The sequence below is a fragment of the Anabaena sp. CA = ATCC 33047 genome, from assembly GCF_963870205.1.
Taxonomy (GTDB): Bacteria; Cyanobacteriota; Cyanobacteriia; order Cyanobacteriales; family Nostocaceae; genus Trichormus.
This window is the reverse complement of the sequence record NZ_CAWMSA010000067.1, coordinates 30,853-51,477: the sequence shown is the minus strand read 5'-3', so window position 1 is coordinate 51,477 and position 20,625 is coordinate 30,853. Positions and strand designations below refer to the sequence as shown.

At 40.9% G+C, this 20,625-nt stretch carries 16 protein-coding genes; 7 read left to right on the top strand and 9 right to left on the bottom strand.

The genetic code is table 11. The features are described 5' to 3' along the window. The 4 genes from AACS98_RS19905 to AACS98_RS19890 form a co-directional block, all read left to right on the top strand. Positions 1–2,524, top strand: a 2,524-nt coding sequence (locus AACS98_RS19905; protein ID WP_066383063.1) for a YadA family autotransporter adhesin, incomplete at its 5' end; no start/stop codon positions are given. 595 nt (positions 2,525–3,119) lie between these two features. Continuing rightward, entirely contained in the window at positions 3,120–3,518 is a 399-nt protein-coding gene (locus AACS98_RS19900) for a hypothetical protein (protein WP_066383061.1), read from the top strand. Continuing rightward, positions 3,508–4,419 (top strand): tetratricopeptide repeat protein, encoded by a 912-nt coding sequence (locus AACS98_RS19895; RefSeq protein WP_066383059.1) that lies wholly within the window; start codon positions 3,508–3,510, stop codon positions 4,417–4,419. Before AACS98_RS19900 ends, AACS98_RS19895 begins: the two co-directional genes overlap by 11 nt. A gap of 188 nt (positions 4,420–4,607) precedes the next feature. Continuing rightward, on the top strand, positions 4,608–6,224 hold the full coding sequence (locus AACS98_RS19890) for a N,N-dimethylformamidase beta subunit family domain-containing protein (RefSeq protein WP_066383057.1): 1,617 nt from the start codon (positions 4,608–4,610) through the stop codon (positions 6,222–6,224). Between the two features lie 72 nt (positions 6,225–6,296). On the opposite strand, the gene AACS98_RS19885 is transcribed toward AACS98_RS19890, so the two are convergent. Beyond that, the gene (locus AACS98_RS19885; protein WP_066383055.1) at positions 6,297–6,902 is read right to left on the bottom strand and encodes a DUF3318 domain-containing protein; all 606 of its coding nucleotides are present in this window, start codon (positions 6,900–6,902) and stop codon (positions 6,297–6,299) included. An 82-nt stretch (positions 6,903–6,984) separates the two neighbouring features. Between AACS98_RS19885 and AACS98_RS19880 the strand changes: the two genes are divergently transcribed. After that, on the top strand, positions 6,985–7,251 hold the full coding sequence (locus AACS98_RS19880) for a hypothetical protein (RefSeq protein ID WP_066383051.1): 267 nt from the start codon (positions 6,985–6,987) through the stop codon (positions 7,249–7,251). 213 nt (positions 7,252–7,464) lie between these two features. Here the strand turns inward: AACS98_RS19880 and AACS98_RS19875 are convergent, their stop codons facing one another. From AACS98_RS19875 to AACS98_RS19855, 5 genes are all read right to left on the bottom strand, one after another. After that, positions 7,465–9,051, bottom strand: a complete 1,587-nt coding sequence (locus AACS98_RS19875) for an iron uptake porin (RefSeq protein ID WP_066383049.1) — start codon at positions 9,049–9,051, stop codon at positions 7,465–7,467. A gap of 160 nt (positions 9,052–9,211) precedes the next feature. Continuing rightward, positions 9,212–9,808, bottom strand: coding sequence for a Crp/Fnr family transcriptional regulator (locus AACS98_RS19870; RefSeq protein WP_082803821.1), 597 nt, complete (start codon positions 9,806–9,808; stop codon positions 9,212–9,214). Between the two features lie 1,104 nt (positions 9,809–10,912). Further along, entirely contained in the window at positions 10,913–11,581 is a 669-nt protein-coding gene (gene phoU, locus AACS98_RS19865; protein WP_066383047.1) for a phosphate signaling complex protein PhoU, read from the bottom strand. Positions 11,582–11,634: 53 nt separating this feature from the next. Then, on the bottom strand, positions 11,635–12,927 hold the full coding sequence (locus AACS98_RS19860) for a sensor histidine kinase (protein ID WP_066383044.1): 1,293 nt from the start codon (positions 12,925–12,927) through the stop codon (positions 11,635–11,637). A 59-nt stretch (positions 12,928–12,986) separates the two neighbouring features. Next, on the bottom strand, positions 12,987–13,739 hold the full coding sequence (locus AACS98_RS19855) for a winged helix-turn-helix domain-containing protein (RefSeq protein WP_066383042.1): 753 nt from the start codon (positions 13,737–13,739) through the stop codon (positions 12,987–12,989). A gap of 458 nt (positions 13,740–14,197) precedes the next feature. Here AACS98_RS19855 and AACS98_RS19850 point away from each other — a divergent pair, with 458 nt between their 5' ends. Continuing rightward, positions 14,198–15,181 (top strand): hypothetical protein, encoded by a 984-nt coding sequence (locus AACS98_RS19850; RefSeq protein WP_066383040.1) that lies wholly within the window; start codon positions 14,198–14,200, stop codon positions 15,179–15,181. A gap of 49 nt (positions 15,182–15,230) precedes the next feature. Then, positions 15,231–16,310, top strand: a complete 1,080-nt coding sequence (locus AACS98_RS19845) for a hypothetical protein (RefSeq protein ID WP_066383038.1) — start codon at positions 15,231–15,233, stop codon at positions 16,308–16,310. Positions 16,311–16,726: 416 nt separating this feature from the next. Here the strand turns inward: AACS98_RS19845 and AACS98_RS19840 are convergent, their stop codons facing one another. The 3 genes from AACS98_RS19840 to AACS98_RS19830 all read right to left on the bottom strand — a co-directional run bounded on the left by AACS98_RS19840 (position 16,727) and on the right by AACS98_RS19830 (position 20,580). After that, complete coding sequence (locus tag AACS98_RS19840) at positions 16,727–17,998, bottom strand: MFS transporter (RefSeq protein WP_066383036.1); 1,272 nt, start codon at positions 17,996–17,998, stop codon at positions 16,727–16,729. A gap of 232 nt (positions 17,999–18,230) precedes the next feature. Then, a complete protein-coding gene (locus AACS98_RS19835; protein WP_066383034.1) occupies positions 18,231–18,698 on the bottom strand; it encodes a MarR family winged helix-turn-helix transcriptional regulator in 468 nt (155 codons plus the stop codon). A gap of 256 nt (positions 18,699–18,954) precedes the next feature. Next, a complete protein-coding gene (locus AACS98_RS19830) occupies positions 18,955–20,580 on the bottom strand; it encodes an ArnT family glycosyltransferase (RefSeq protein WP_066383032.1) in 1,626 nt (541 codons plus the stop codon). Between the last annotated feature and the right edge of the window lie 45 nt (positions 20,581–20,625).

The window sequence follows — 20,625 nt, the reverse complement described above, 5'->3', positions numbered from 1 at the left end:
TGCTTCGGCTTACGGTGACGCTGCTAGAGCTAGTGGTACAAATTCCACCGCCATTGGTAGAGGTGCGAACGCATCGGGGAATGATTCCTTAGCCACAGGTAATACAGCGTCAGCAGGTGGACAAGGTGCTGTTGCCACCGGTTCTAATGCCAATGCCAGTGCAAATAACAGCATTGCCACAGGTACAGGTGCAACAGTTGGAACAGGGGCGACAGGTTCAACTGCCATAGGTGAAGGTGCAACAATTGTTGATAATGTCACAAATGCGATCGCTTTCGGTACAGGTGCAAGTGCTAGCCAAAATTCTGCCACCGCCACAGGTAACACCGCCCAAGCCACTGGTATTTCTGCTTCGGCTTACGGTGACGCTGCTAGAGCTAGTGGTACAAATTCCACCGCCATTGGTAAAGGTGCGATCGCATCGGGGAATGATTCCTTAGCCACAGGTAATACAGCTAATGCAGGTGGGCAGGGTGCTGTTGCCACCGGTTCTAATGCCAATGCCAGTGCAAATAACAGCATTGCCACAGGTACGAACACAGAAGCCAATCAAGAAAACGCCACCGCCACAGGTAACACCGCCCAAGCCACTGGTATTTCTGCTTCGGCTTATGGTGACGCTGCTAGAGCTAGTGGTACAAATTCCACCGCCATTGGTAGAGGTGCGAACGCATCAGGGAATGATTCCTTAGCCACAGGTAATACAGCTAATGCAGGTGGACAAGGTGCTGTTGCCACCGGTTCTAATGCCAATGCCAGTGCAAATAACAGCATTGCCACAGGTACGAACACAGAAGCCAATCAAGAAAACGCCACCGCCACAGGTAACACCGCCCAAGCCACTGGTATTTCTGCTTCGGCTTACGGTGACGCTGCTAGAGCTAGTGGTACAAATTCCACCGCCATTGGTAGAGGTGCGATCGCATCGGGGAATGATTCCTTAGCCACAGGTAATGCAGCGTCAGCAGGTGGGCAGGGTGCTGTTGCCACTGGTTCTAATGCCAATGCCAGTGCAAATAACAGCATTGCCACAGGTACAGGTGCAACAGTTGGAACAGGGGCGACAGGTTCAACTGCCATAGGTGAAGGTGCAACAATTGTTGATAATGTCACAAATGCGATCGCTGTCGGTACAGGTGCAAGTGCTAGCCAAAATTCTGCCACCGCTACAGGTAATGCCGCCCAAGCCACTGGTATTTCTGCTTCGGCTTACGGTGATGCTGCTAGAGCTAGTGGTGACAATTCTACCGCCATTGGTCAAGGTGCAGCTGCATCAGGACTGAGTTCAATTGCTACTGGTGATAATGCTCAAGCAGTGGGTGAAAATTCGATTGCTACAGGTAGAGATGCTTATGCAGAAGGTTTGAATGCTGCGGCTACAGGTGCAGATGCTAGAGCAGTAGGAGCAAATGCTACAGCTACAGGTGCAGGAGCTAGAGCCACTGGTGACTTTGCTACAGCTACAGGTGCTAATTCTTCGGCAACAGGAACAAATTCCACCGCCATAGGAGCTAATTCGGTTGCAGTAGGAGAAAATGCTATTACCATAGGTATCACTGGTAAAGCTGATGGTAACAATTCCACATCTTTTGGTAACGCATCCCAAGCTACTCAAGCTAATGCTTCTGCCTATGGTAATAATAGCAATGCCAGTGGAGAAGGTGGTTCTGCCTATGGCAGTAATAGTAATGCCAGTGGAGTAAATGCTTCTGCTTTTGGTAACAATGCTACTGCCAGTGGCGTAAGTGCTGCTGCTGTTGGTGATGGTGCAAATGCTGGTGCAGAGGGAGCTATTGCCATTGGTCAAAATGCCCAAGCTACCGAAATTGGCACAATTGCCATTGGTCGTAATGCCCAAGCAACAGGTGATCCAGCAACAGCAGTTGGTGATTCGGCAATTGCTTCAGGAATAGATGCTGCTGCATTTGCTTATAATTCTCAAGCAACTGGGAATTATTCTACAGCTATTGGTACTGCTACTCGTGCGACTGGGGTAAACTCTACAGCATTCGGAGCGAATGCGGTGGCTAGTGGTGACAATTCTACTGCGATTGGTACAGGTGCGATCGCTACTGGGGCTGGACAGATGGCTTTTGGTACTGCTGCCAGTTACTACACATTACCAGGGCTAGCTTCTTCAGGCTCATTTGTGGGCAATAGATATCAAAGCGGTGATACACGTTATGTCACCGTAGATCAATCTGGCAATTTAGGTACTGCTAGTTTCGATCCCTCTGCCATTGATAGAGGATTACATCAATTGGGCAAACAAATTGAATCTGTGGGTGCGCTAGCGGCTGCTTTATCAGCGATTCCCAACACCCTGCCACAAGGTGTTAATAATGGTTGCGGTGTAGGAACTGGCGTTTATGGTAGTTCTTGGGCGGGTGCTTTTGGTTGCGTTGCACGCCTGAATCGCACCATTACCTTTAATGCAGGTGCAGCCTTTACATCTGCGGCTTCTTCTATCTACAATAACGCCTCTAACTTTATGGGACGCTTAGGGTTATTCTTTGAGTTCTAACCCTAATAAACGTGAGTTCGACGCATAATTTTCACCCCTCTCCAAACCTCTCTTAATCACAGGAGAAAAGCTGAAGGAACACCAAAAAATAAATGAGCCAAATTGACTGTTAGTTAGTAGTTAGTTAGTAGGGTGCGTCAGAATGAATATTTTCTTGGTATAGCTAGGTTTACTCGTCCTGACGCACCCTACATTTTGGATGTTTTTTTATCTGGAAGTCCCTGACAAACTGACTTTTAGCCTGTTAATATAGCCTGAAATTCCTCTCTCGCAGATGGAGAGAGGTGAGGGAGAGGTTCATCCAACTCATATCATGTCCGTTAGAATAGTTATCATATCTGTGAGGGCTAGGGAACAAGAAACAGGGAACTCTTAACAGAGTCAGAGAAAAGTCTGCATCTTCAGTTAATTATCAGTAATTAACCGGACTGGATATCATGTGAAAATTTTCTTTTTTTTAAGAAGTATATCAAAGTTGCATATTTAACTTTTATTGTGCTAGAATGTTCGTGCAAAAAATTAATCTTTAATTTCCCAAGAAAAGTTATTTTCAATTACTTTCATAACAAAAATTCACCCCAGGAAATTCCACAATATGAAATTTAAAAACAGCACTACACTGTTGGTTATATCACTGTTGACTCTCATATTTACTGCCCAAGTTAGCCAAGCTCAGAATTCTCGCCCACAACCCAGTAATAACAATAATAATCAGAATACAGCTAATAATAATTGGGCTAACTTTACTAATATTCAAACGCAATTTATGCAAGGATGCGTAGGGAATCAAAACCCAGATCCTGCCAAACTCAGGATTAAAAGAAACTTCTGCCAATGTGCCTTAAACGTTTACAAAACTCGCTACACTCCCCAGATTTTTGCACAAATTAATGCCCTAGCTAGCAAAGTAGGACAAGATGGCCCTCGTCTAGTGAACTTGATGGTTAAACCCGAACTGGATCGCTGTTCTGCCCAAACTAATTATGTCCCATAATTTTATGTCTGGTTTGAGTCGTGAACGCCATTTTAATCGCTTAAAATTAATATTAGGTATAGGAATAGTTTGGGCAAGTTGCTTGACAAGTGTTCAAGCACAAGTAACACCTAATAATCAACCTGTATCTCCCAACTCTAATTCCAGTGCTGAACAGAACTTTCAGCAGGGGAATCTGACGCGTGCGATTCAACAATGGAGCCGTGAAATCAAAAATGGGACTAATGTAGTCACGGCTTTATTTAATCGTTCGCAAACTTACATTTTGCTGAAACAATATGATTTTGCTTTACAAGATTTAAATCAAATCATTCAAATTCAAGGTAAAAATACCCCGGCTCAAGTTTTTATTGTTAAGGGGATTGCACTGAGCGAACTGAATCAATTACCAGAAGCGATTAAAAGCTTTAATCAAGCGGCAAAATTACAGTTATCTCCTGCACTTTATAATAATCGAGCTTTAGCTTATCAACGTTCTGGACAAATTAAAAAAGCTCTGGAAGATTTAACTAAATCAGTACAATTAGCACCCACACCAATTACTCGTTTAAATCTGGCAAACGTCAGGATTCAAATGAGTCAGTTTACGCAAGTAGTTGAGGAAATGAATAAACTAATTACTCAAGAAAAAACATTTTTTCCGGCCTATCTCACCAGGGGAATTGCGTATTATAATTTAGGGCAGTACGAAGCAGCGATTCGAGATTTTGTTTTTACTTTAAAAATGTGGCCAGACCAACCAGAAGCTTATTACTATGCTGGTTTATCTTTTGCTAAGTTAAATCGCAAAGAAGATGCTGTTCAAAATTTAATTCGTTCAGCAGACCTTTATCTGCAAAAAAACCAATCTATGAACTATCGTCAAGTTCTAGAAACCATGACTGAACTTAACTTGCAATGAAATCAGGATATAGATGGATGTCTAAGAGGATGTTTGGAATTAAGATATTTTGAAAGGTGAATGCTAGGAATAGTCAGATTTTCCCTCCTATCTCTTGCCTTCTGTTCTAATTTCGCACATAAACAACAGTCAACGTGAAACAATCAAACATACTACCAATTTGATTGCTTACTACTGCTGAGACTGTAATGTGCTTTAGACAACGATTTAACTTTGTTACCAAGTTCGTCATACCAGTATTACTCACTATCACTAGTGTTGTCATTTTTTACCAACCAGATGCTTTAGCAGATCAAAGAACTAACCCGATCATCATTGAAAATCAAAAAATCGGTACTACGGCTTGGCAGTTGACTAATCCTGCTACTAGGCGAGAAATAGAAGGTTATGCTTCACTCACCAGTGTAAATCGTGGTGACACAATTAAATTATTCGTGAATACAAAAGAGCCAAGTTACACCATAGAAATCTTTCGCATGGGTTGGTATGGTGGTGCTGGCGGTAGACTCATGTCATCTGCAATTAAACGAGTCGGAAAAAGACAACCACCGCCAACTATAGATAAAGCCACGGGTTTGATTGAATGTAATTGGCAAGAGCCATATATTCTCAAAATTCCCTATAGTACCCAAGATTTAACAGAATGGGCTAGTGGTTTTTATTTAGCCAAACTGACTGCTAGCAAAAGTGGTAAGCAAAGCTACATCATTTTTGTGGTGCGTGATGACAGTCGCCCTTCTGACATTGTATTTCAATCCAGCGTCACCACCTATCAAGCCTACAACAATTGGGGTGGGATGTCCCTGTACCGTTGGAACAGTCGCGGTAAACAAGCACACAAAGTGTCTTTCAACCGTCCCTATGCTGCAAGTCCCAACTCAGCCGCCGCCTATGGAGTTGGTGCAGGAGAATTTTTAACCAACTTTCAACCAAAAAGGAGAACTTCTAACGCTGGTTGGGAATATAACATGGTCAGATGGCTAGAACGTTCTGGATATGATGTGACATACATCACAGATATTGATACCCATGAAAATCCTTTAGACTTGGATACAACTAAACCCATGCTGTGGTTACATAAAGTGTTTCTCTCAGTAGGGCATGATGAATATTGGTCAGCCAAAATGCGGCAAAATGTGGAGACAGCAAGAGATGCTGGTGTGAGTCTCGGCTTTTTTTCTGCTAACACCTGCTATTGGCAAATTCGCTTTGAACCTAGCCTAATTACCAAAGACATCAACCGTACTATCGTGACGTACAAAGAAAATGTCACATTAGACCCATTTGCTAGAGATAATGATCCGACAAACGATTTCTTAATCACAACTCTGTGGCGCAAGCAACCTGTAAACCGTCCAGAAGAAGCATTGATAGGGGTGATGTATGAAACCTTTCAAGTCAATTCTGACATCGTAGTGAAAGACACAGCACCGAATTGGTTGTTAGCTGGTACACAATTACGCCCCGATAATAGTACAGCATCCGTACAGAGCCAAAGCAAAACACCCCCCAAAGAAATGCGCCTCACAGGACTTTTAGGCTACGAAGTAGATCGAATGTTTCGCTACGCCCCGGCTAACACAATTCGTCTAGCCCATTCACCATATCGCTACAAAGGCAAAACTAGGTATTCTGACATGACAATGTACACCGCAGATTCAGGGGCAATAGTATTTGCCACAGGTTCGATGCAGTGGAGTTGGGGACTAGATGATTACAATGCACCGAAGTTACGCCCCTCATTATTAAACCCAGATGCAGAAGCCATCACAAATAATATTCTTACCAAGATGATAGGGGAATAGGGAGTAGGGAAAATCAAAATTAATTCATTAACCCTCCGCGTACCTCTGCGTTTCCTCTGCGCTCCTCTGCGTTTAAAAATCAGAACTATCTGGTACACCAATAGGTGACAAACCAGCGATCGCTCTCAAATTTTGGCAACGAATTAAATCAATAAAGTCTAAACTAGAATTCCCCTCTATCTTAGCCACTGCTGCAATAGCCGTTAACAAATGTTGAGCCGCTTCCGTTTCTGAGTAACCCCGTCGTTGTGCGACTTTAATCGCTGCCAAATCAGCATTTAGCTGTGACTCTGAGGACTTATTGACGCGCCAAATTCGTGTGAGAGCGATCGCACTTAAACCCACACCAACCGCCACCCCCACAAAATCTGATTGTGCTGATTCCACTAAAGCCCCCAACAACCCAGCCAAAGCTACACCTTGGTAAATATCTGGTTTAAACCATCTCACACCAGTTAACCAAGCAACCTTCTGTAATAACAGTAAATCTCGTTGTGGTTTCGTCAGACGACCCCATAAATCAAAATTAATATATATTGGTCGGTCTTGACCCCAAGGTAAAGGAAATGCAGCATCTATCACCTGAGATTGTTCTGGTTTACTGACAATTTTAGTTGTCATGCGCCCAGACGCGGGCATTACATCTAACAAGCGGCGAATTTCAATATTGGCTTCCATTGGGCATTGGGCATTGGGCAACAGTCAACACTCCCTATCCGTGTATTGTATTATTACGAATTAAAAATTACTCATTATTCTAATGGACGCTTTTGCTCTCACTCCGCCTGAATGGACACATAAGGCAGTTCACGCTTATGAGTTTTGCTGTCCTCACTGCCGTGCTAGTAGTTTAGAGGCTTTGCAAGTTTGGATTAATCGGCGATCGCCTGTGTTTACAGAAAACCATCGTCGCAAATGGCAGGAGTTTTACAATTGCCAATGTGGTTGTGCTTGGTGGGCTTGGAGTAGCGACAGACCACCCTCAGATTTATCTAAGCAGCAAGATTCTGATTTTGAAACTGAATAAATTTTTACCTAAAATCATGTGAGTTCGTTGAATCTTTCCCTCCCAGACTCCCTTTTCTAGCAGGAGAGATAGGAGTAACGCCAAATTAGTCTTTTTACTCCCCTCTCCGCGCCGGAGAGGGGTTGGGGGTGAGGTAAAAAACAAAAGCCCGCTTTGACACGGGCTTTTATTGTTAATCAGTAATTCAACGCTGACTAACCAACTGATATTGTTTTAGAAGCGGAAGGTAGTGCGGAGAGTACCAACGTAAATGGTATTGTTGTTGTCATTATGCTCAGGATTGAATATCACCAACAATCCAGGAGTTACCTGAATGTTATCGGTCAGCTTGATTTTGTAGAGTCCTTCTAAGTGATAGGAAGTATCAGATTCCTCAGTGACTCCATTGCTACCATCAGTAACTTTGGGTGGTTGACCAAAAATCAAGCCCAGGGTGTTACCTTCTCTACCGAAGTCCTTCACAGCCAAGCTAGTAGTCCAGTACCAAAGATCAGCTTCTTGAGGGCCAACTTCAGATTTTGCATCAGTGTAACCTACCCAACCACCTAGTGTTAATTTAGAGCTAGGTTGGAAGGTAGCTTGGATACCGTAGTTATTGGATGAGGTAGCAACATTACCAAAAGGTCTACGAGCAAAACCGCTTCCGGTACTGCTAGTCAGGTTTACACCATCTACATTATTCTGATAAGCACGAACATAAGTAAAACCTAAATTGAATGCTTTGCTTGGTTTGAAAGCGACTTGACCAAAGATAGCATTAGCACCATCGAAGATACCATTACGATCAGCTGGGTCATTAGCATTAGGTGCTAAATAAGCTGCGCTCAAAGTCAAAGGCCCACGGGGATTGAATTCAACAGTCAAACCAGCACCACCAGCACCCAGACGATAGATTGGGCTGAAGCGTCCATAACGGGAGAGCGCACCACTACCGCTACTGCTGAAGTCAGGGTGGAAAACGTTGACGTTTTCGTTCAACTCAGCACCAGTAGCATCTATCTTGACGCGTGCTGGGCCTAAGTTGAAAGCGTAGTTGACTTTATCGATTTCAACGTTGTTACCTTCACCAGTAACACCATCAAAACCCAATCGGGTCATGTTGGTACCAGTTACGGAGCTATTGTTGACAATGTTGCCAGAATTTAACCGGATTTGCAATCTATCTTGACCTGTGAAGCTGCTATTTAAGCTTAAGCGCACCCGGTTAGAGAAGGTGGTGTTAGATTCTAAGTCTCCACCGCCGGCTCTGTCTTCACCAAACGCCTGCGATGCAGCGAAAATAGCTTCCCCAGAAAGTTTAGTGGTAGTAGAGAACTGATTAGCTTCCAATTCAGAAGTACGAGCTTCTAAAGCATCTACACGACCGCGCAGGGTTGCCAATTCCGCAGAAAATTCTTCTTGTAAACGCTGTAAAGTAGCTAGGTCTTCCCTTGTTACCAAATCAGCTGTAGCTGTTGCAATCAGTTCGTTAACTCGATCTAAACAAGCATTCAAACCGGCAGCGAATTCATAGCGGGTTAAAGCACGATTACCGCGATATGTACCGTTGGGATAACCTGCGATACAACCATAACGCTCAACCAAGGATTGCAGAGCCTGGAAAGCCCAGTCTGTAGGCTGTACGTCAGAAAATTGTGATACAGATGTTACCTGACCGATTTCTTGAGAGGCTTGGGCTAATTGGGAGACACTTGTCACCTTTTCATTAGCTTCCCCAGCCCATGCAGCATTGGTTGCAACAAAGGTAGCGGCCACGAGTGCTGGACTTACCTTTAAAGCGTTCCAAAATAGTTTTGTCATAATTTTCTCTTTCACTCACACCAACTCGTTGCAATATATGGTAAAATTCCTCACCCAAAAGCTCATAAGGAAATTTACACATAATCTCAGTAGTGATTATACATTTTCTGAAGTGATTAGCACAAGAGCATAACTGATTTTTTCAACTAATATTTTTTATTCAATTATTTGATGAACGCAAAATAATTCGACGTTTAGAGCGTAAGAGCATTCCTGTAGTTTCAAATTCCTGTAGCAACTTGGTTATGGTGACTCTCGTCGTATTCAAAACTTCTGCTATTTCCTGATGAGTAATGTATAACTCAATGAGAGTACCTTGTTCTACGTTTTGTCCAAATCTTTCACTTAACCACAACAAAAATTGCCACAAACGTAGTGAAATAGGTTTACGGTGAACTATGCTTAAAAGCTCTTCTGAGTTTTGAATATGCGTCAATAAAGCATCTGTATATTGATGCCAAATATGGGGCGGTAAGGTGGTTACTTCTACACTGGACAAACATTCAATTTGGTATGGTTTGACTTTAGATAAAGCATATCCAATCACATCACCAGGCCCCCAATATCCCAAGGTGATAAATGTGCCATCTTCACCCCAAGTTACAGTCCGAACTGCCCCACGCTCAATCAGCCACAGTACATCATTACACTTGGGGATGACTTCTCTACGGGTAAATAGTTGTTGCGGTAAATGCCCACTAAAGTTAGGTTTGTCGAATGCAGTAGTAGAATCTGGCGTAAAAATTATCGAGGACATTGTGGGGAGCGGTTTTTTGATGGGAATGAGTAAACTTTTGATTGTCTTAAAACTTCTGGTTTATCCAAAAAATTGCTATGACTACAATATTTAATGATGAATGAATTCTGGAATTTATCCCTGAATATAAAATTTTTCTATTTTGGATAATTCATTGATTTAAATATTTTAATCTAAAACCTTAAGACCTAATTATTACTGTGATGTACACATATCATATTTTTATCCATTTTGATATATTTATCATCAGCAATTCCTAGATAATGAATATAGAAAACTCAATAGTTTAAAATTTTATCTAGAATGATAGTCCCAATCAGCAATGCCAATTCAGATTGAATCATGAGCATCGGATTTTACGTAGAATTCTTGGCAGTTACATATCGACTTTTAGCAAGATAGTATTAAATTTTACCATTACTTTATGAGGCTGACTAGGGTTAAATTGTTTAACTGTCAACTGACGCAACTGGCACATTAGTAGGGTGCGTCAGATGTTGAAAATCTGTGATTTTTGACCCAATTATCGCTTCTGACGCACCCTACACGAGACTTTGATGATGACACTTGTGTAAGTCCTATAACTGTTACTATGCCAATCTAATCGTGTAAGTTTAAGAAAAGGTAAGCATTTCGTAAAATGTTACTGGGATTAACTAATTGCACCTGTTCCTTGATGGTAATTTTTGCAGGGTTGGGCATTGCTTATAAGTTGCTCAAAACCTTATTTTTAGGTTGTTGGGTGTGCATCGCCTTATGCTGATTGAGAATGCTGCAAGATATAAGAAGATTTAATCATTGCCATTGTGATTTTCTATGACTCGATTCAGCTCAGTACAAAATTAAAACCCCAGTTTCTTGGAGAAACCGGGGTTATGTATGCCTAAATTAGCCGTAACTGAAAGTTATCTCCCATCAGGAGAGTAAACCAGGAATAGGCAACGGGCAACAGTCAATTTTTGAGTTTAATTGAGATTTTTTGGCTGTTTCTTCTCCCAATAATAGGGTTTAAGACACTCGTCGATTGGCGGTTGGCGTTAATGGGGGTTCAATCAACCATTACAAGTTCCTGTTAAGAGTTCCCTGTTCCCTGTTGCCTTGAATTTAAGAGCGTTGTCCCGTCACGATGTATGCTACTCGTTGACCAATATTAGTTGCATGATCTGCCATACGTTCTAGACAACGAATTGCTAATGCTAGCAATATAATTGGTTCTACAACGCCTGGGAAATCTCGTTGTTGAGCTAACGTCAGATAAAGGCGATCATAAGCATTGTCTACGACATCATCCAAGTGTTTGATACTTTGCCCACCGACTTCATCTAAATCTGCCAAAGCGACTAAGCTAGTTGCTAACATTGCTTGGGCGTGGTGAGACATGACAGCAATTTCTGGTAAAGACGGGTGAGGAGGATAAGGAAAGATTTTAACGGCAATATCGGCTAAATCTTCGGCATAATCGCCAATCCGCTCTAAGTCTCGCACAAGTTGCATAAAAGCACTTAAACAGCGCAAATCTTGGGCTGTTGGTGCTTGTAATGTCATGATGGCCGTACAATCTGATTCTATCTGTCTATAAAAACGATCAATTTTTTTATCTAATCGAGGCAGTTCCTCAGCTGCTATTAAATCACGGGCAAATAACGCTTGGTGGCTGAGGCGGAATGATTTCTCTACCAAAGCACCCATGCGTAATACATCCCTTTCTAAGCGTCTAAGGGCGCGTGCTAACTGGGGACTGTCAGGGTTGGGACTATAAAGAACGGCTTTCACACTTGTAGTCTCAAACGTGAAGATATCTTTAACTTAAACTATATTTTTGAGTTTTAGGAGTTTGGCATCACTTCGGAAAATTGAAGTTGCATCCATGCGCCACCGGTTTCGGGATGATTCATGGCTTTGATTGAACCACCATGTGCTAAAACTATTTGTCGCACGATCGCTAATCCTAAACCATTACCCACTATGCTACCTACAGAACTACTTTCCGGCACAGAAGAATGAGTCCGTGCTTTATCTCCCCGGTAAAATCTGTCAAAAATGTGGGGCAAATCTTCTTCAGTAAAACCTACTCCAGAATCAATTAAATTTATTTCCAAACTGGGACTGTCTTTTGATGATATAATTTTCGCCTGGATTTGAATGCTGGTATCAGGAAAACTGTACTTGATGCTGTTATCCAGCAAGTTGAGAAAAACTTGGTAAATGCGGGCTGAGTCGCCTTTAATCCAAATCTGCTCAGGGCCGGAATAGGCCAAAGACAGGTGTTGACGCTGTGCTAATGGTTCTAAGGTTTCCCAAACAGAAGTGATCAGCGATCGCACCTCCACATCCTCCAGTTGTAATTGCATGGCGGGGTTAGTTTCAATTTGGGTGAGTTCTAGCCAACTTTGCACCAAGTTAATCAGTCTATCCACCTCCTGCATCAAACGGTCAACCCAGCGATTTAAAGGTGGTTCTAAGCGGTTTTGCAAAGTCTCCACCACTAACCGAATCGAAGTCAAAGGCGTTCTCAATTCATGGGCTAAATCAGAAAAGGCTCGCTCCCGGACTTGATTCATATCTAGCAACGGTTGGCGATTTTCTAAAAACACACCCACCTGTCCATGGGGTAAAGGTAGACTAGAAGCGCGTAAAGCCAATGATTTAATAGTCGGCATTTCCGCCGCATTATCACAAGAAGGATGAAATATCCAGTCTTTGGTTTGTGGTTTTTGGCGATCGCGAGTTTTTTCAACTAACTGATCCAGTTCATACGACCGCACCAATTCTAGCAACAGACGCACCTGCCCTGGTTGCCATCGTTGTAAATACAAGATTTTCCGGGCTTGCTGATTGCACCAGAGCAGTTGATTTTCTTCATCGACTTGCAAATATCCCACAGGCGCAAAGTCCAGTAGGTCTTGGTGAGTTTGCAGTGACTCCTGCAACTCTTGACGCTGCTGTTTGAGCATGGTAATTTCTTGGCGTAGGCGAGGTAGCCAAGAAAGCGTCAATTTAGAAGAGTTAGTGTTTAACGGTTGGAGTAATCGCCCTAGATAGCGATGTAGTTGAATTTGTTGCCAAATCCAAAACCCAACGCCTACCGCTAAACCTAGAAAAAATCCCAATAAAAGCATTTGAGTTGAAGTTGTCAGTTGCTTGGTGACTAATAAAAACTAACAACTATCTCAACAGATTATCCGAACCGATAGCCAAATCCTCTCACAGTCACAATATATTCTGGATGGCTGGGGTCTTGCTCTAGCTTTTCCCGCAACCAGCGAATGTGAACGTCTACAGTCTTGCTATCACCGACAAAATCAGGCCCCCAAACCTGATCTAGTAACTGCTCCCTTGACCACACCCGCCGCGCGTAACTCATAAATAATTCTAATAGGCGGAATTCTTTCGGGGAAAGATTCACCTCTTGTCCGCGTACCAGCACCCGGCACTCTTGGGGGTTCAAAGTCACATCTTTATATTTCAGCACAGGTAGCTGTGATAAGGTGCTTAAACGCTGACGACGGAGTAAAGCGCGACACCTTGCTACCAACTCCCGCATACTAAAAGGTTTAGTCAGGTAGTCATCTGCACCTACTTCTAAACCTAACACGCGATCAGTTTCGCTACCTTTAGCACTCAACATCAAAATCGGTACTGGGTTTCCTTGATGACGTAGCAAGCGGCAAATATCTAACCCATTAATTTGGGGCAACATGATATCCAGAATAATCAAATCAAAGGGAAATTCTCCCCCATGCGGCTCAAAGCCTTTGATATATTCCAACGCCGAACCCCCATCAGGCACTGTGACTACTCCATAACCTTCTTCCTCTAATGCTACAGCTAGCATCTCTTGAATTAGTTCTTCATCTTCCACCACCAGAACACGGCTCGTTTGTCCAATGTCTGCTCTAGCAGAATATTTGATTGATTCACTGGTGTACATTGATATCACAAAACTCTAGCCCTGTGCTTGTATCAATATGATTATTGACTTAATTATCTGCTCTCAGTGCATTCACGCTTGCACTATCGTGAATTATTTTGCAAAAAAGTAATGTTTGTAACAATATTACATATATCATAAATTACTCACTTTGCAACCAAGCAATTTAATTGAGAGCATTTGCTGTCTTCAGTTTTTGAGCAACACCACTTTTATCTTGACAATAGCAGATGAAGTTGAGTATATTAAGTTAGTACATCAGTACCATTAAGCTATCCCAACAATCACCAACAATGGTCGCAGACCACTCATACTTTCAATGAGTATAAGTTATTGCGCCTATTTCAGCAATAATACTGCGTGAACAATCATGATCAAAAGGCTACCCTGATATCTGCATGGGGTAGTTCTTGGTATGGCTTGCTACTCAATCACTACATTTTTAAGGGAGTGGAAATATGACAACAGTTGCCATTAAAGATAGTAAACAGCAACTAATACAAGCATTTCAACAAATTATTACAGAACAGAAGCAACTAGAATCAAAAATTGCTACGAAACAAGAAGAAGCAGATAAAGCCAAAAATCAGGAAATTTTAGCTGTTGCTTCCACCTACACCGTTGATAGTATTGTCAAAGGTTTAGCAGATTTACAGTTAGAATTTGGTAGCACTATCAATTCCCTATCTGAAAAATTAACGACAGAAAACGCCAAATTAGACGAACTCAATCGGGCGATAGACATTGAAACCCAACATCTACAAGAGTTGCAAAAAATTAGAATTGTTGCTGATGCTTTGGATATCTTAAATCAGGAACATCAAGAAAAGTTAAAAACTTTAGAGCAAGATATTGCAAGTAAGCGCGAAATCTTAGAAAAAGAAATATCAATTAAGCGCAAAGATTGGCAAAAAGAACAAGCAGAGTATGAAGAAGCACTACAAGTTTATGAAGATTCGTTAGCCAAGCAACGCCAGCAAGAACAAGAAGAATATCAATATAAATTAACCACCTCTCGTCAACTCAATACTGATAATTACGAGTCAAAAAAACGTCTTTTGGAAAGGGAAATTTTAGAAACCACACAACAAAAAGAAAAAGACTGGACGGAACGGGAAAAAGTCATTGCAGAACGGCAAAGTTTATTTAATGAATATCAACAAAAAGTAGCAAACTTCTCTAAAGAATTAGAAGAAGCGATTAAGAAATCCAGAGAAGAAGCCATTAAAGAAACCAGCCAAAAAGCTAAAGTTGAAGCCGATTTATTTGAAAAAGAATGGGAAGGAAGTAAGCAAAGTTACGAATTACAAATACAAGCTTTAGAAGAAACGATTCAAAAACAAGCTGAACAAATAGAAAGTATTTCTACCCAACTGCAAGCCACATTGAAACAAGCACAAGACTTAGCAATGAAAGCTTTTGATAGTTCAGCATCTAAATAATTTTACAGTAAATTTGCAATCAATTGTGTGTGAATAATAAGGGGTTTCTATGGCAGCCAAAAAATTAACAGAAAAAAATACAAAAGCGGAAATTTTACAAGCTTATGAGGATTTGATTAAAGAAGCTTCAGCAATGAGAACGCAACTCAACCAAGCTGTAAAAAATAACCAGGCTGTCAATAAAGAAAAACCCAAAACAGAAGCAAATCAATTTATGAATAAGTCTGCTACCTTCCAACAAAGAATGAATGACACAATTGAAAACTTAGTCAAAATTCAGTTGGGTTTTGGTAGTGCTGTCAATGAACTGTCTGAAAAACTAACTACACAAGCTTCTCGTTTAGGTGAAATTAGAAAAGCCGTAGAAACTGAAGTTGAGCAATTAAAACAGTTGCATAATCTAGAGATATCTGACAATACATTAGATGCACTGATTACCACCTACGAAGATAATGCTAAAGCTTATCAAGAGGAGTTTAGCCAGCGTGATGAATTACTGACGCAAGAATTACTAGAACAAAAGAATACTTGGAAAAAAGAACAAGAAGAATACCACAGCAGAATCAAAGAATGTCATGAAAATCTTAATAAAACTCGGCAACGCAACGCAGCAGAGTATAAATATAATTTAGAACGTCAGCGTCAACTCGAACAAGAAGAATATGAACAACAACAAAAAGCGTTATATAAACAATTAGAAGATTTACAACAGGAAACAGACAAACAGTGGGCTGAAAGGGAAAAAACAATTTCTGAACAAGAACAGAAGTTTGAAGAGTACAAAGCTAAAGTAGAAGCATTCCCCAAAGAGAAAGAAGCGGCGATTAAAAAAGCCACTGAGGAAGGCAAAGGCATTGCTAACTACCAAGCTAAAGTCAAGGCTGATTTATATGCTAAAGAAGTGGAAGGGCAGAAGCGTTTTTATCAACAGAGATTACAGTCTCTAGAACAAACAATTACTAATCAAGAGACACGCATCCAAAATCTGTCTAAACAACTAGAATCAGCACTCAAACAAGTTCAAGATTTGGCAGTGAAAGCAATTGAAGGTACTGCTAATGTGAATTCTTATCAAGCTATCAAAGAAATAGCTTTAGAGCAAGCCAAAAGCCAAGTAAAAAATAAATAAATCTTGTCGGGTATCTTCTTAGGTAACAATAGTTTTAGAGACGTAACACCTATTACGTCTCTTTTACTTTTTATGTATATTTATTTAATGGTCAGTTTTCTTGGGTCTACCATTATTTAGTGGTTGTTTTCTACCATTGTTGGGTTGATTTACTTTTTTGTTGGATGCTTGGTTGGAGTTGGGTTGTTGGCTAGACATAAGACGCAGTTGTGTAATAAGTGACAAGTTGAACTACAACTAGGATATGACTATTTCCAGAAAAGTGTCAAAGGTTTTACTCTTGAGTGCAATTATTCCCAGAGGGTAGCAATTACAAGTAGGGTAGAGATACCCTACAAATGTAGAGACTAAGCATGGCTAGTCTCTACAGTACAGAATTCAGAGCAGCTTCGTGAAAAAATGGTATTACACCAATATTAAGAATTTTTGGGAATTGCTATGATTCCTTTCTGTTCGTAAATTGGCTGGACTAATTTCTTTAAACTAGGCAATTTTTTGTAAAAAATTGCAGAACCAATAATACAGGCTATACCATCAATAATTAAGGTGTTGGGCGCACCAATACGACTGGCTACTGCACCACCTAATAAACTCCCTAAAGGTATCATCCCTAAAAATGACATGGTGTAGAGGCTCATTAATCTGCCGCGTTTATCTTCGTCTACTATGGTTTGCAGAAATGTATTACTAGCGGCTATTTGTAAAATTGTTCCTAAGCCTACAAATAACATTGTAAATAGAGACAATGGTAAATATCTGGATGTAGCAAAAGCTATTAAACCAACACCTAAAATTGTGGGTGCGATCGCAATTAATTTACCAATTCCTAAAATGGTTCTACGGGTTGCTAGATAAATTCCGCCTGTTAATGCTCCTAGTCCTGATGCTGCCATTAAAAATCCTAGAGTTTCTGCGCCACCTGCTAAGATTTCTTCGGCAAAGATTGGCACGAGAATCATATTTTGTAGCCCCATCAAACTGACTAAAGCTGATAACAATAAGATGGCACGAATTGGGGGAAAACTAAAAGCATAGACAAATCCCTCTTTGACTTTTTGTATGGGATTACCAGCACTGACTGACATTTCCCAAGGTTTAACTTTCATCGCTAATAAACCGGCGATGACTGCTATATAACTCAATCCATCAATTAGAAAACAGTAGGCTATACCAACGCTAGCAATTAATACACCACCAATGGCTGGGCCGATTAATCGCGCTCCATTAATCATAGTTGAGTTGATGGCGATCGCATTCGCTAAATCTGCTCTACTTTCCACCAATTCTGGAACAAATGCTTGGCGTGCTGGTGCATCTAAAGCATTAATAAATCCTTGGAACAAGCTTAAAACAATAATATGCCAAATTTGAATCACACCAGTAAAAGTCAGTCCAGCTAAGACTAACGACTGCACCATTGCTAAAACTTGTGTACCGATTAAGGTACGATACCGGGAAAATCTATCAACAAATACTCCCCCAAATGGGGCTAGAAAAAAGTTAGGAATTTGACTGGTAAATCCGACAACTCCTAACATTAATGCTGAGTTTGTTAAATCATAAACTAGCCAAACTGTCGCTAGTTGTGTCATCCATGTACCAATTAGAGATATTCCCTGTCCCCCAAAAAACAGGCGATAGTTCCTTGATCTAAAGGCTGGTATGTTTAGCCAATTTTGCCTATTCATGAATTATTTTGACTGATAAATAACAACTGAATTACCTCAGTTCAACACTAACGCCCACAGATATTTTTTTATCTAACTCGTGGGGTGTATTCTGAGTGATAAAGTATTAAATCATTAAACTGCTTAATTTTCATTGACTATCATTTTTTCCACACTTATTTAGTATACGTAATATTATCCAGTCATTAAACCTGAGATGACTTCACCCAAGAGGATGATTAAGTCAAAATACCTAAGAAAGATTAGCGATCGCCCGATTTAAAATCTGAGAAAATAGTTCACGTTCCGCCCCAGAAATTCCCTGCATTGCTTCCTCCCGCAACTCGGCGGCAATGGGTGGTAAAATTGTTTCTAATTCCTTACCTGCATCAGTTAACCAGATCCGCCAGATGCGGCGATCGTTTAAATCTCGTTCTCGACGTACTAAACCCCGTTCTTCCATCCGATCTAATACACCCGTGAGTGTACCGCCAACTTGTTGGAGTTTCTCCCCAATGCTGGATGTAGGTAAACCGTCTTCTTGCCATAAACAGCATAGAACTAACCAATGAAATGGCGTTAATCCAAAGGGTTCTAATCTATCCGTGAACTTGCGGGTAAGCAATTGTGAAAGTAATTTGATTCTGTAACCTAAATTGTAAGGGGCGAGGTTTTGCCGCCATGATTCAGAATTAGGAGCATCATCGGGTTGAGCAATCATTGGCTGATTACTTAGTGTACGTAATATTATCATAAGTTGATTTAATATTTTTGGCAATGTTAGGACTTACGGAACATCTGGACGAAAAGCTAATTATTGCGTAAGTCCTGATCATGTCCGATTGAACACTGATCATATTTGTTAGGACAGGAATAGAGAAGGAGCAGAGGCGCACAGGGCAGAGAAGATTTGATCCCAATGCCCAAAAATTTTTGAATTTTGAATTTTGAATTTTGAATTGATGTGTCCCCAGTCCCTATTCCCTAGGTAAAATTTGAATTAATTTGTAGTCTTGAATTGCACCGATAACGCGAATAGGTGGGGATGATTCCGAGGATGATGGTTTATACACCCAAGCATAGCTAGAGGCTGGTAGTTGGCTAATGGTTTCTACTTTTTGTCCGTGAATGGGGGTGTAAAATCGAAGTAACACAGCGTTTTTACCGCCCAACTGCACAGAATGAATGGGGTGGGTTTGTAAAATAGAGGCGATCGCAGGTTTTTGTAAAAAAGTTCTGTAAGCAGGGTTATAATCACTCAACAAACCCCAGCTACCAACCACCGCTAATGCTAACCAACAGGGAAGCAACCAACCAGCTATCCAATAACCAGCCGTGAGAAACTGACAACCAAAATGGTAACGGCTAATCCAGACTAGAGGTAGAATTAACCAACTTAATCCTACAATTAAACCGAGGGTGGCGTATTGGCGATCGCCCCACACAAACACACCTATTGCTGCTAACAAAAATAAAATCCCTAATCCACCGCCAGCATAACTGAGAATTCGCGGCAGATTTCCCTTGTGTAAAATAGGTTTTTTGTTCACATATCCCATCTGATAAATTTTGCTTAACCAGTCTAAACCTATCGCCGCTAATAAAGCGATAAACGGATATAGCGCAAGACTATAATGAGATAAACGAGTGGAAAAAATACTTAATTCAATAAATAAAACCACTGGAAAACCCACCAGTATTAATTGATAGCGAGGAATTGGGCGACGGATAACTAAAAATAATCCTAACAGGCTAAAAAATACCCAAGGAAAAGCTTTTAAAGGTACATTCCACAGATAAAATATAATCCCATTGCCAGCACGCTCTTTAGAGCCTAAATCGACAACAAAACCAGACAAAGCCGCTATACTATTATTACCGTAGCGTTGCCAATTAAACCATAACCACATCAATGTCGGCATGAAACCGACAAGTAAACCGAAATATAAAAACGGGTTAGTCAAATGACGATGGCGACGATGTTCACCCACTAAATAAGGTAATAAAGCGACAGTAGGTAAAACAATCATAAAGCTTCTCATCAAAAAGCCTAAACCGAAACTTAAACCAGCAATCAAACCTAAAATATATCGATATTGCGGCTGTAATTCTGATTGTATCAAGGCATAAATCGCCAAAAGTACCAAAAAAATCATTGGTACATCAGGAGTACCTAACCGACAGTATTGTAACCAGAGAAATTCTACACTTAAAATTAACCCGGCTAACAAAGCTAACTTTTTATTTAAAATAATTCTGCCGATTTCATAAGTTAATAATAGGCAAAAAATCCCCAGAATCATATTAGGTAATCTTGTACTAAATTCGCTGATTCCTAATAACTTATAAAAAGCAGCAATTAACCAGTAAAAACCAGGGGTTTTATGATGAGCATTACCCCAAGGTGCTATCCAGTCGCCAGAATCAAACATCTGGCGCGCTCTCCAAGCATAAAGCCCTTCATCATGAGCCATGACGCTATTTTCGCCAGAGTTGAATAGCAATAAGGGGATAGTCCAAACTAGCAAACTCAGATAAGGGAATATTGCTGATTTACTGATTTCCCGCCAAACAGGTGGCAAGGATTGTATTCTATAAAACATGAAATCCTGGGTAAATTTGCTTGAGTAAGTAACTGTTAAAATATG

Excerpts from the sequence above, each read along its gene's own strand:
- AACS98_RS19860 (WP_066383044.1), bottom strand. The coding sequence starts at position 12,927 with ATGCTTTTATTGGGATTTTTTCTAGGTTTAGCGGTAGGCGTTGGGTTT.
- AACS98_RS19875 (WP_066383049.1), bottom strand. The coding sequence starts at position 9,051 with ATGACAAAACTATTTTGGAACGCTTTAAAGGTAAGTCCAGCACTCGTG.
- AACS98_RS19885 (WP_066383055.1), bottom strand. The coding sequence starts at position 6,902 with ATGGAAGCCAATATTGAAATTCGCCGCTTGTTAGATGTAATGCCCGCG.
- AACS98_RS19890 (WP_066383057.1), top strand. The coding sequence starts at position 4,608 with ATGTGCTTTAGACAACGATTTAACTTTGTTACCAAGTTCGTCATACCA.
- AACS98_RS19830 (WP_066383032.1), bottom strand. The coding sequence starts at position 20,580 with ATGTTTTATAGAATACAATCCTTGCCACCTGTTTGGCGGGAAATCAGT.
- AACS98_RS19845 (WP_066383038.1), top strand. The coding sequence starts at position 15,231 with ATGGCAGCCAAAAAATTAACAGAAAAAAATACAAAAGCGGAAATTTTA.
- AACS98_RS19835 (WP_066383034.1), bottom strand. The coding sequence starts at position 18,698 with ATGATTGCTCAACCCGATGATGCTCCTAATTCTGAATCATGGCGGCAA.
- AACS98_RS19895 (WP_066383059.1), top strand. The coding sequence starts at position 3,508 with ATGTCCCATAATTTTATGTCTGGTTTGAGTCGTGAACGCCATTTTAAT.
- AACS98_RS19855 (WP_066383042.1), bottom strand. The coding sequence starts at position 13,739 with ATGTACACCAGTGAATCAATCAAATATTCTGCTAGAGCAGACATTGGA.
- AACS98_RS19870 (WP_082803821.1), bottom strand. The coding sequence starts at position 9,808 with ATGTCCTCGATAATTTTTACGCCAGATTCTACTACTGCATTCGACAAA.
- AACS98_RS19850 (WP_066383040.1), top strand. The coding sequence starts at position 14,198 with ATGACAACAGTTGCCATTAAAGATAGTAAACAGCAACTAATACAAGCA.
- AACS98_RS19900 (WP_066383061.1), top strand. The coding sequence starts at position 3,120 with ATGAAATTTAAAAACAGCACTACACTGTTGGTTATATCACTGTTGACT.
- AACS98_RS19880 (WP_066383051.1), top strand. The coding sequence starts at position 6,985 with ATGGACGCTTTTGCTCTCACTCCGCCTGAATGGACACATAAGGCAGTT.
- AACS98_RS19840 (WP_066383036.1), bottom strand. The coding sequence starts at position 17,998 with ATGAATAGGCAAAATTGGCTAAACATACCAGCCTTTAGATCAAGGAAC.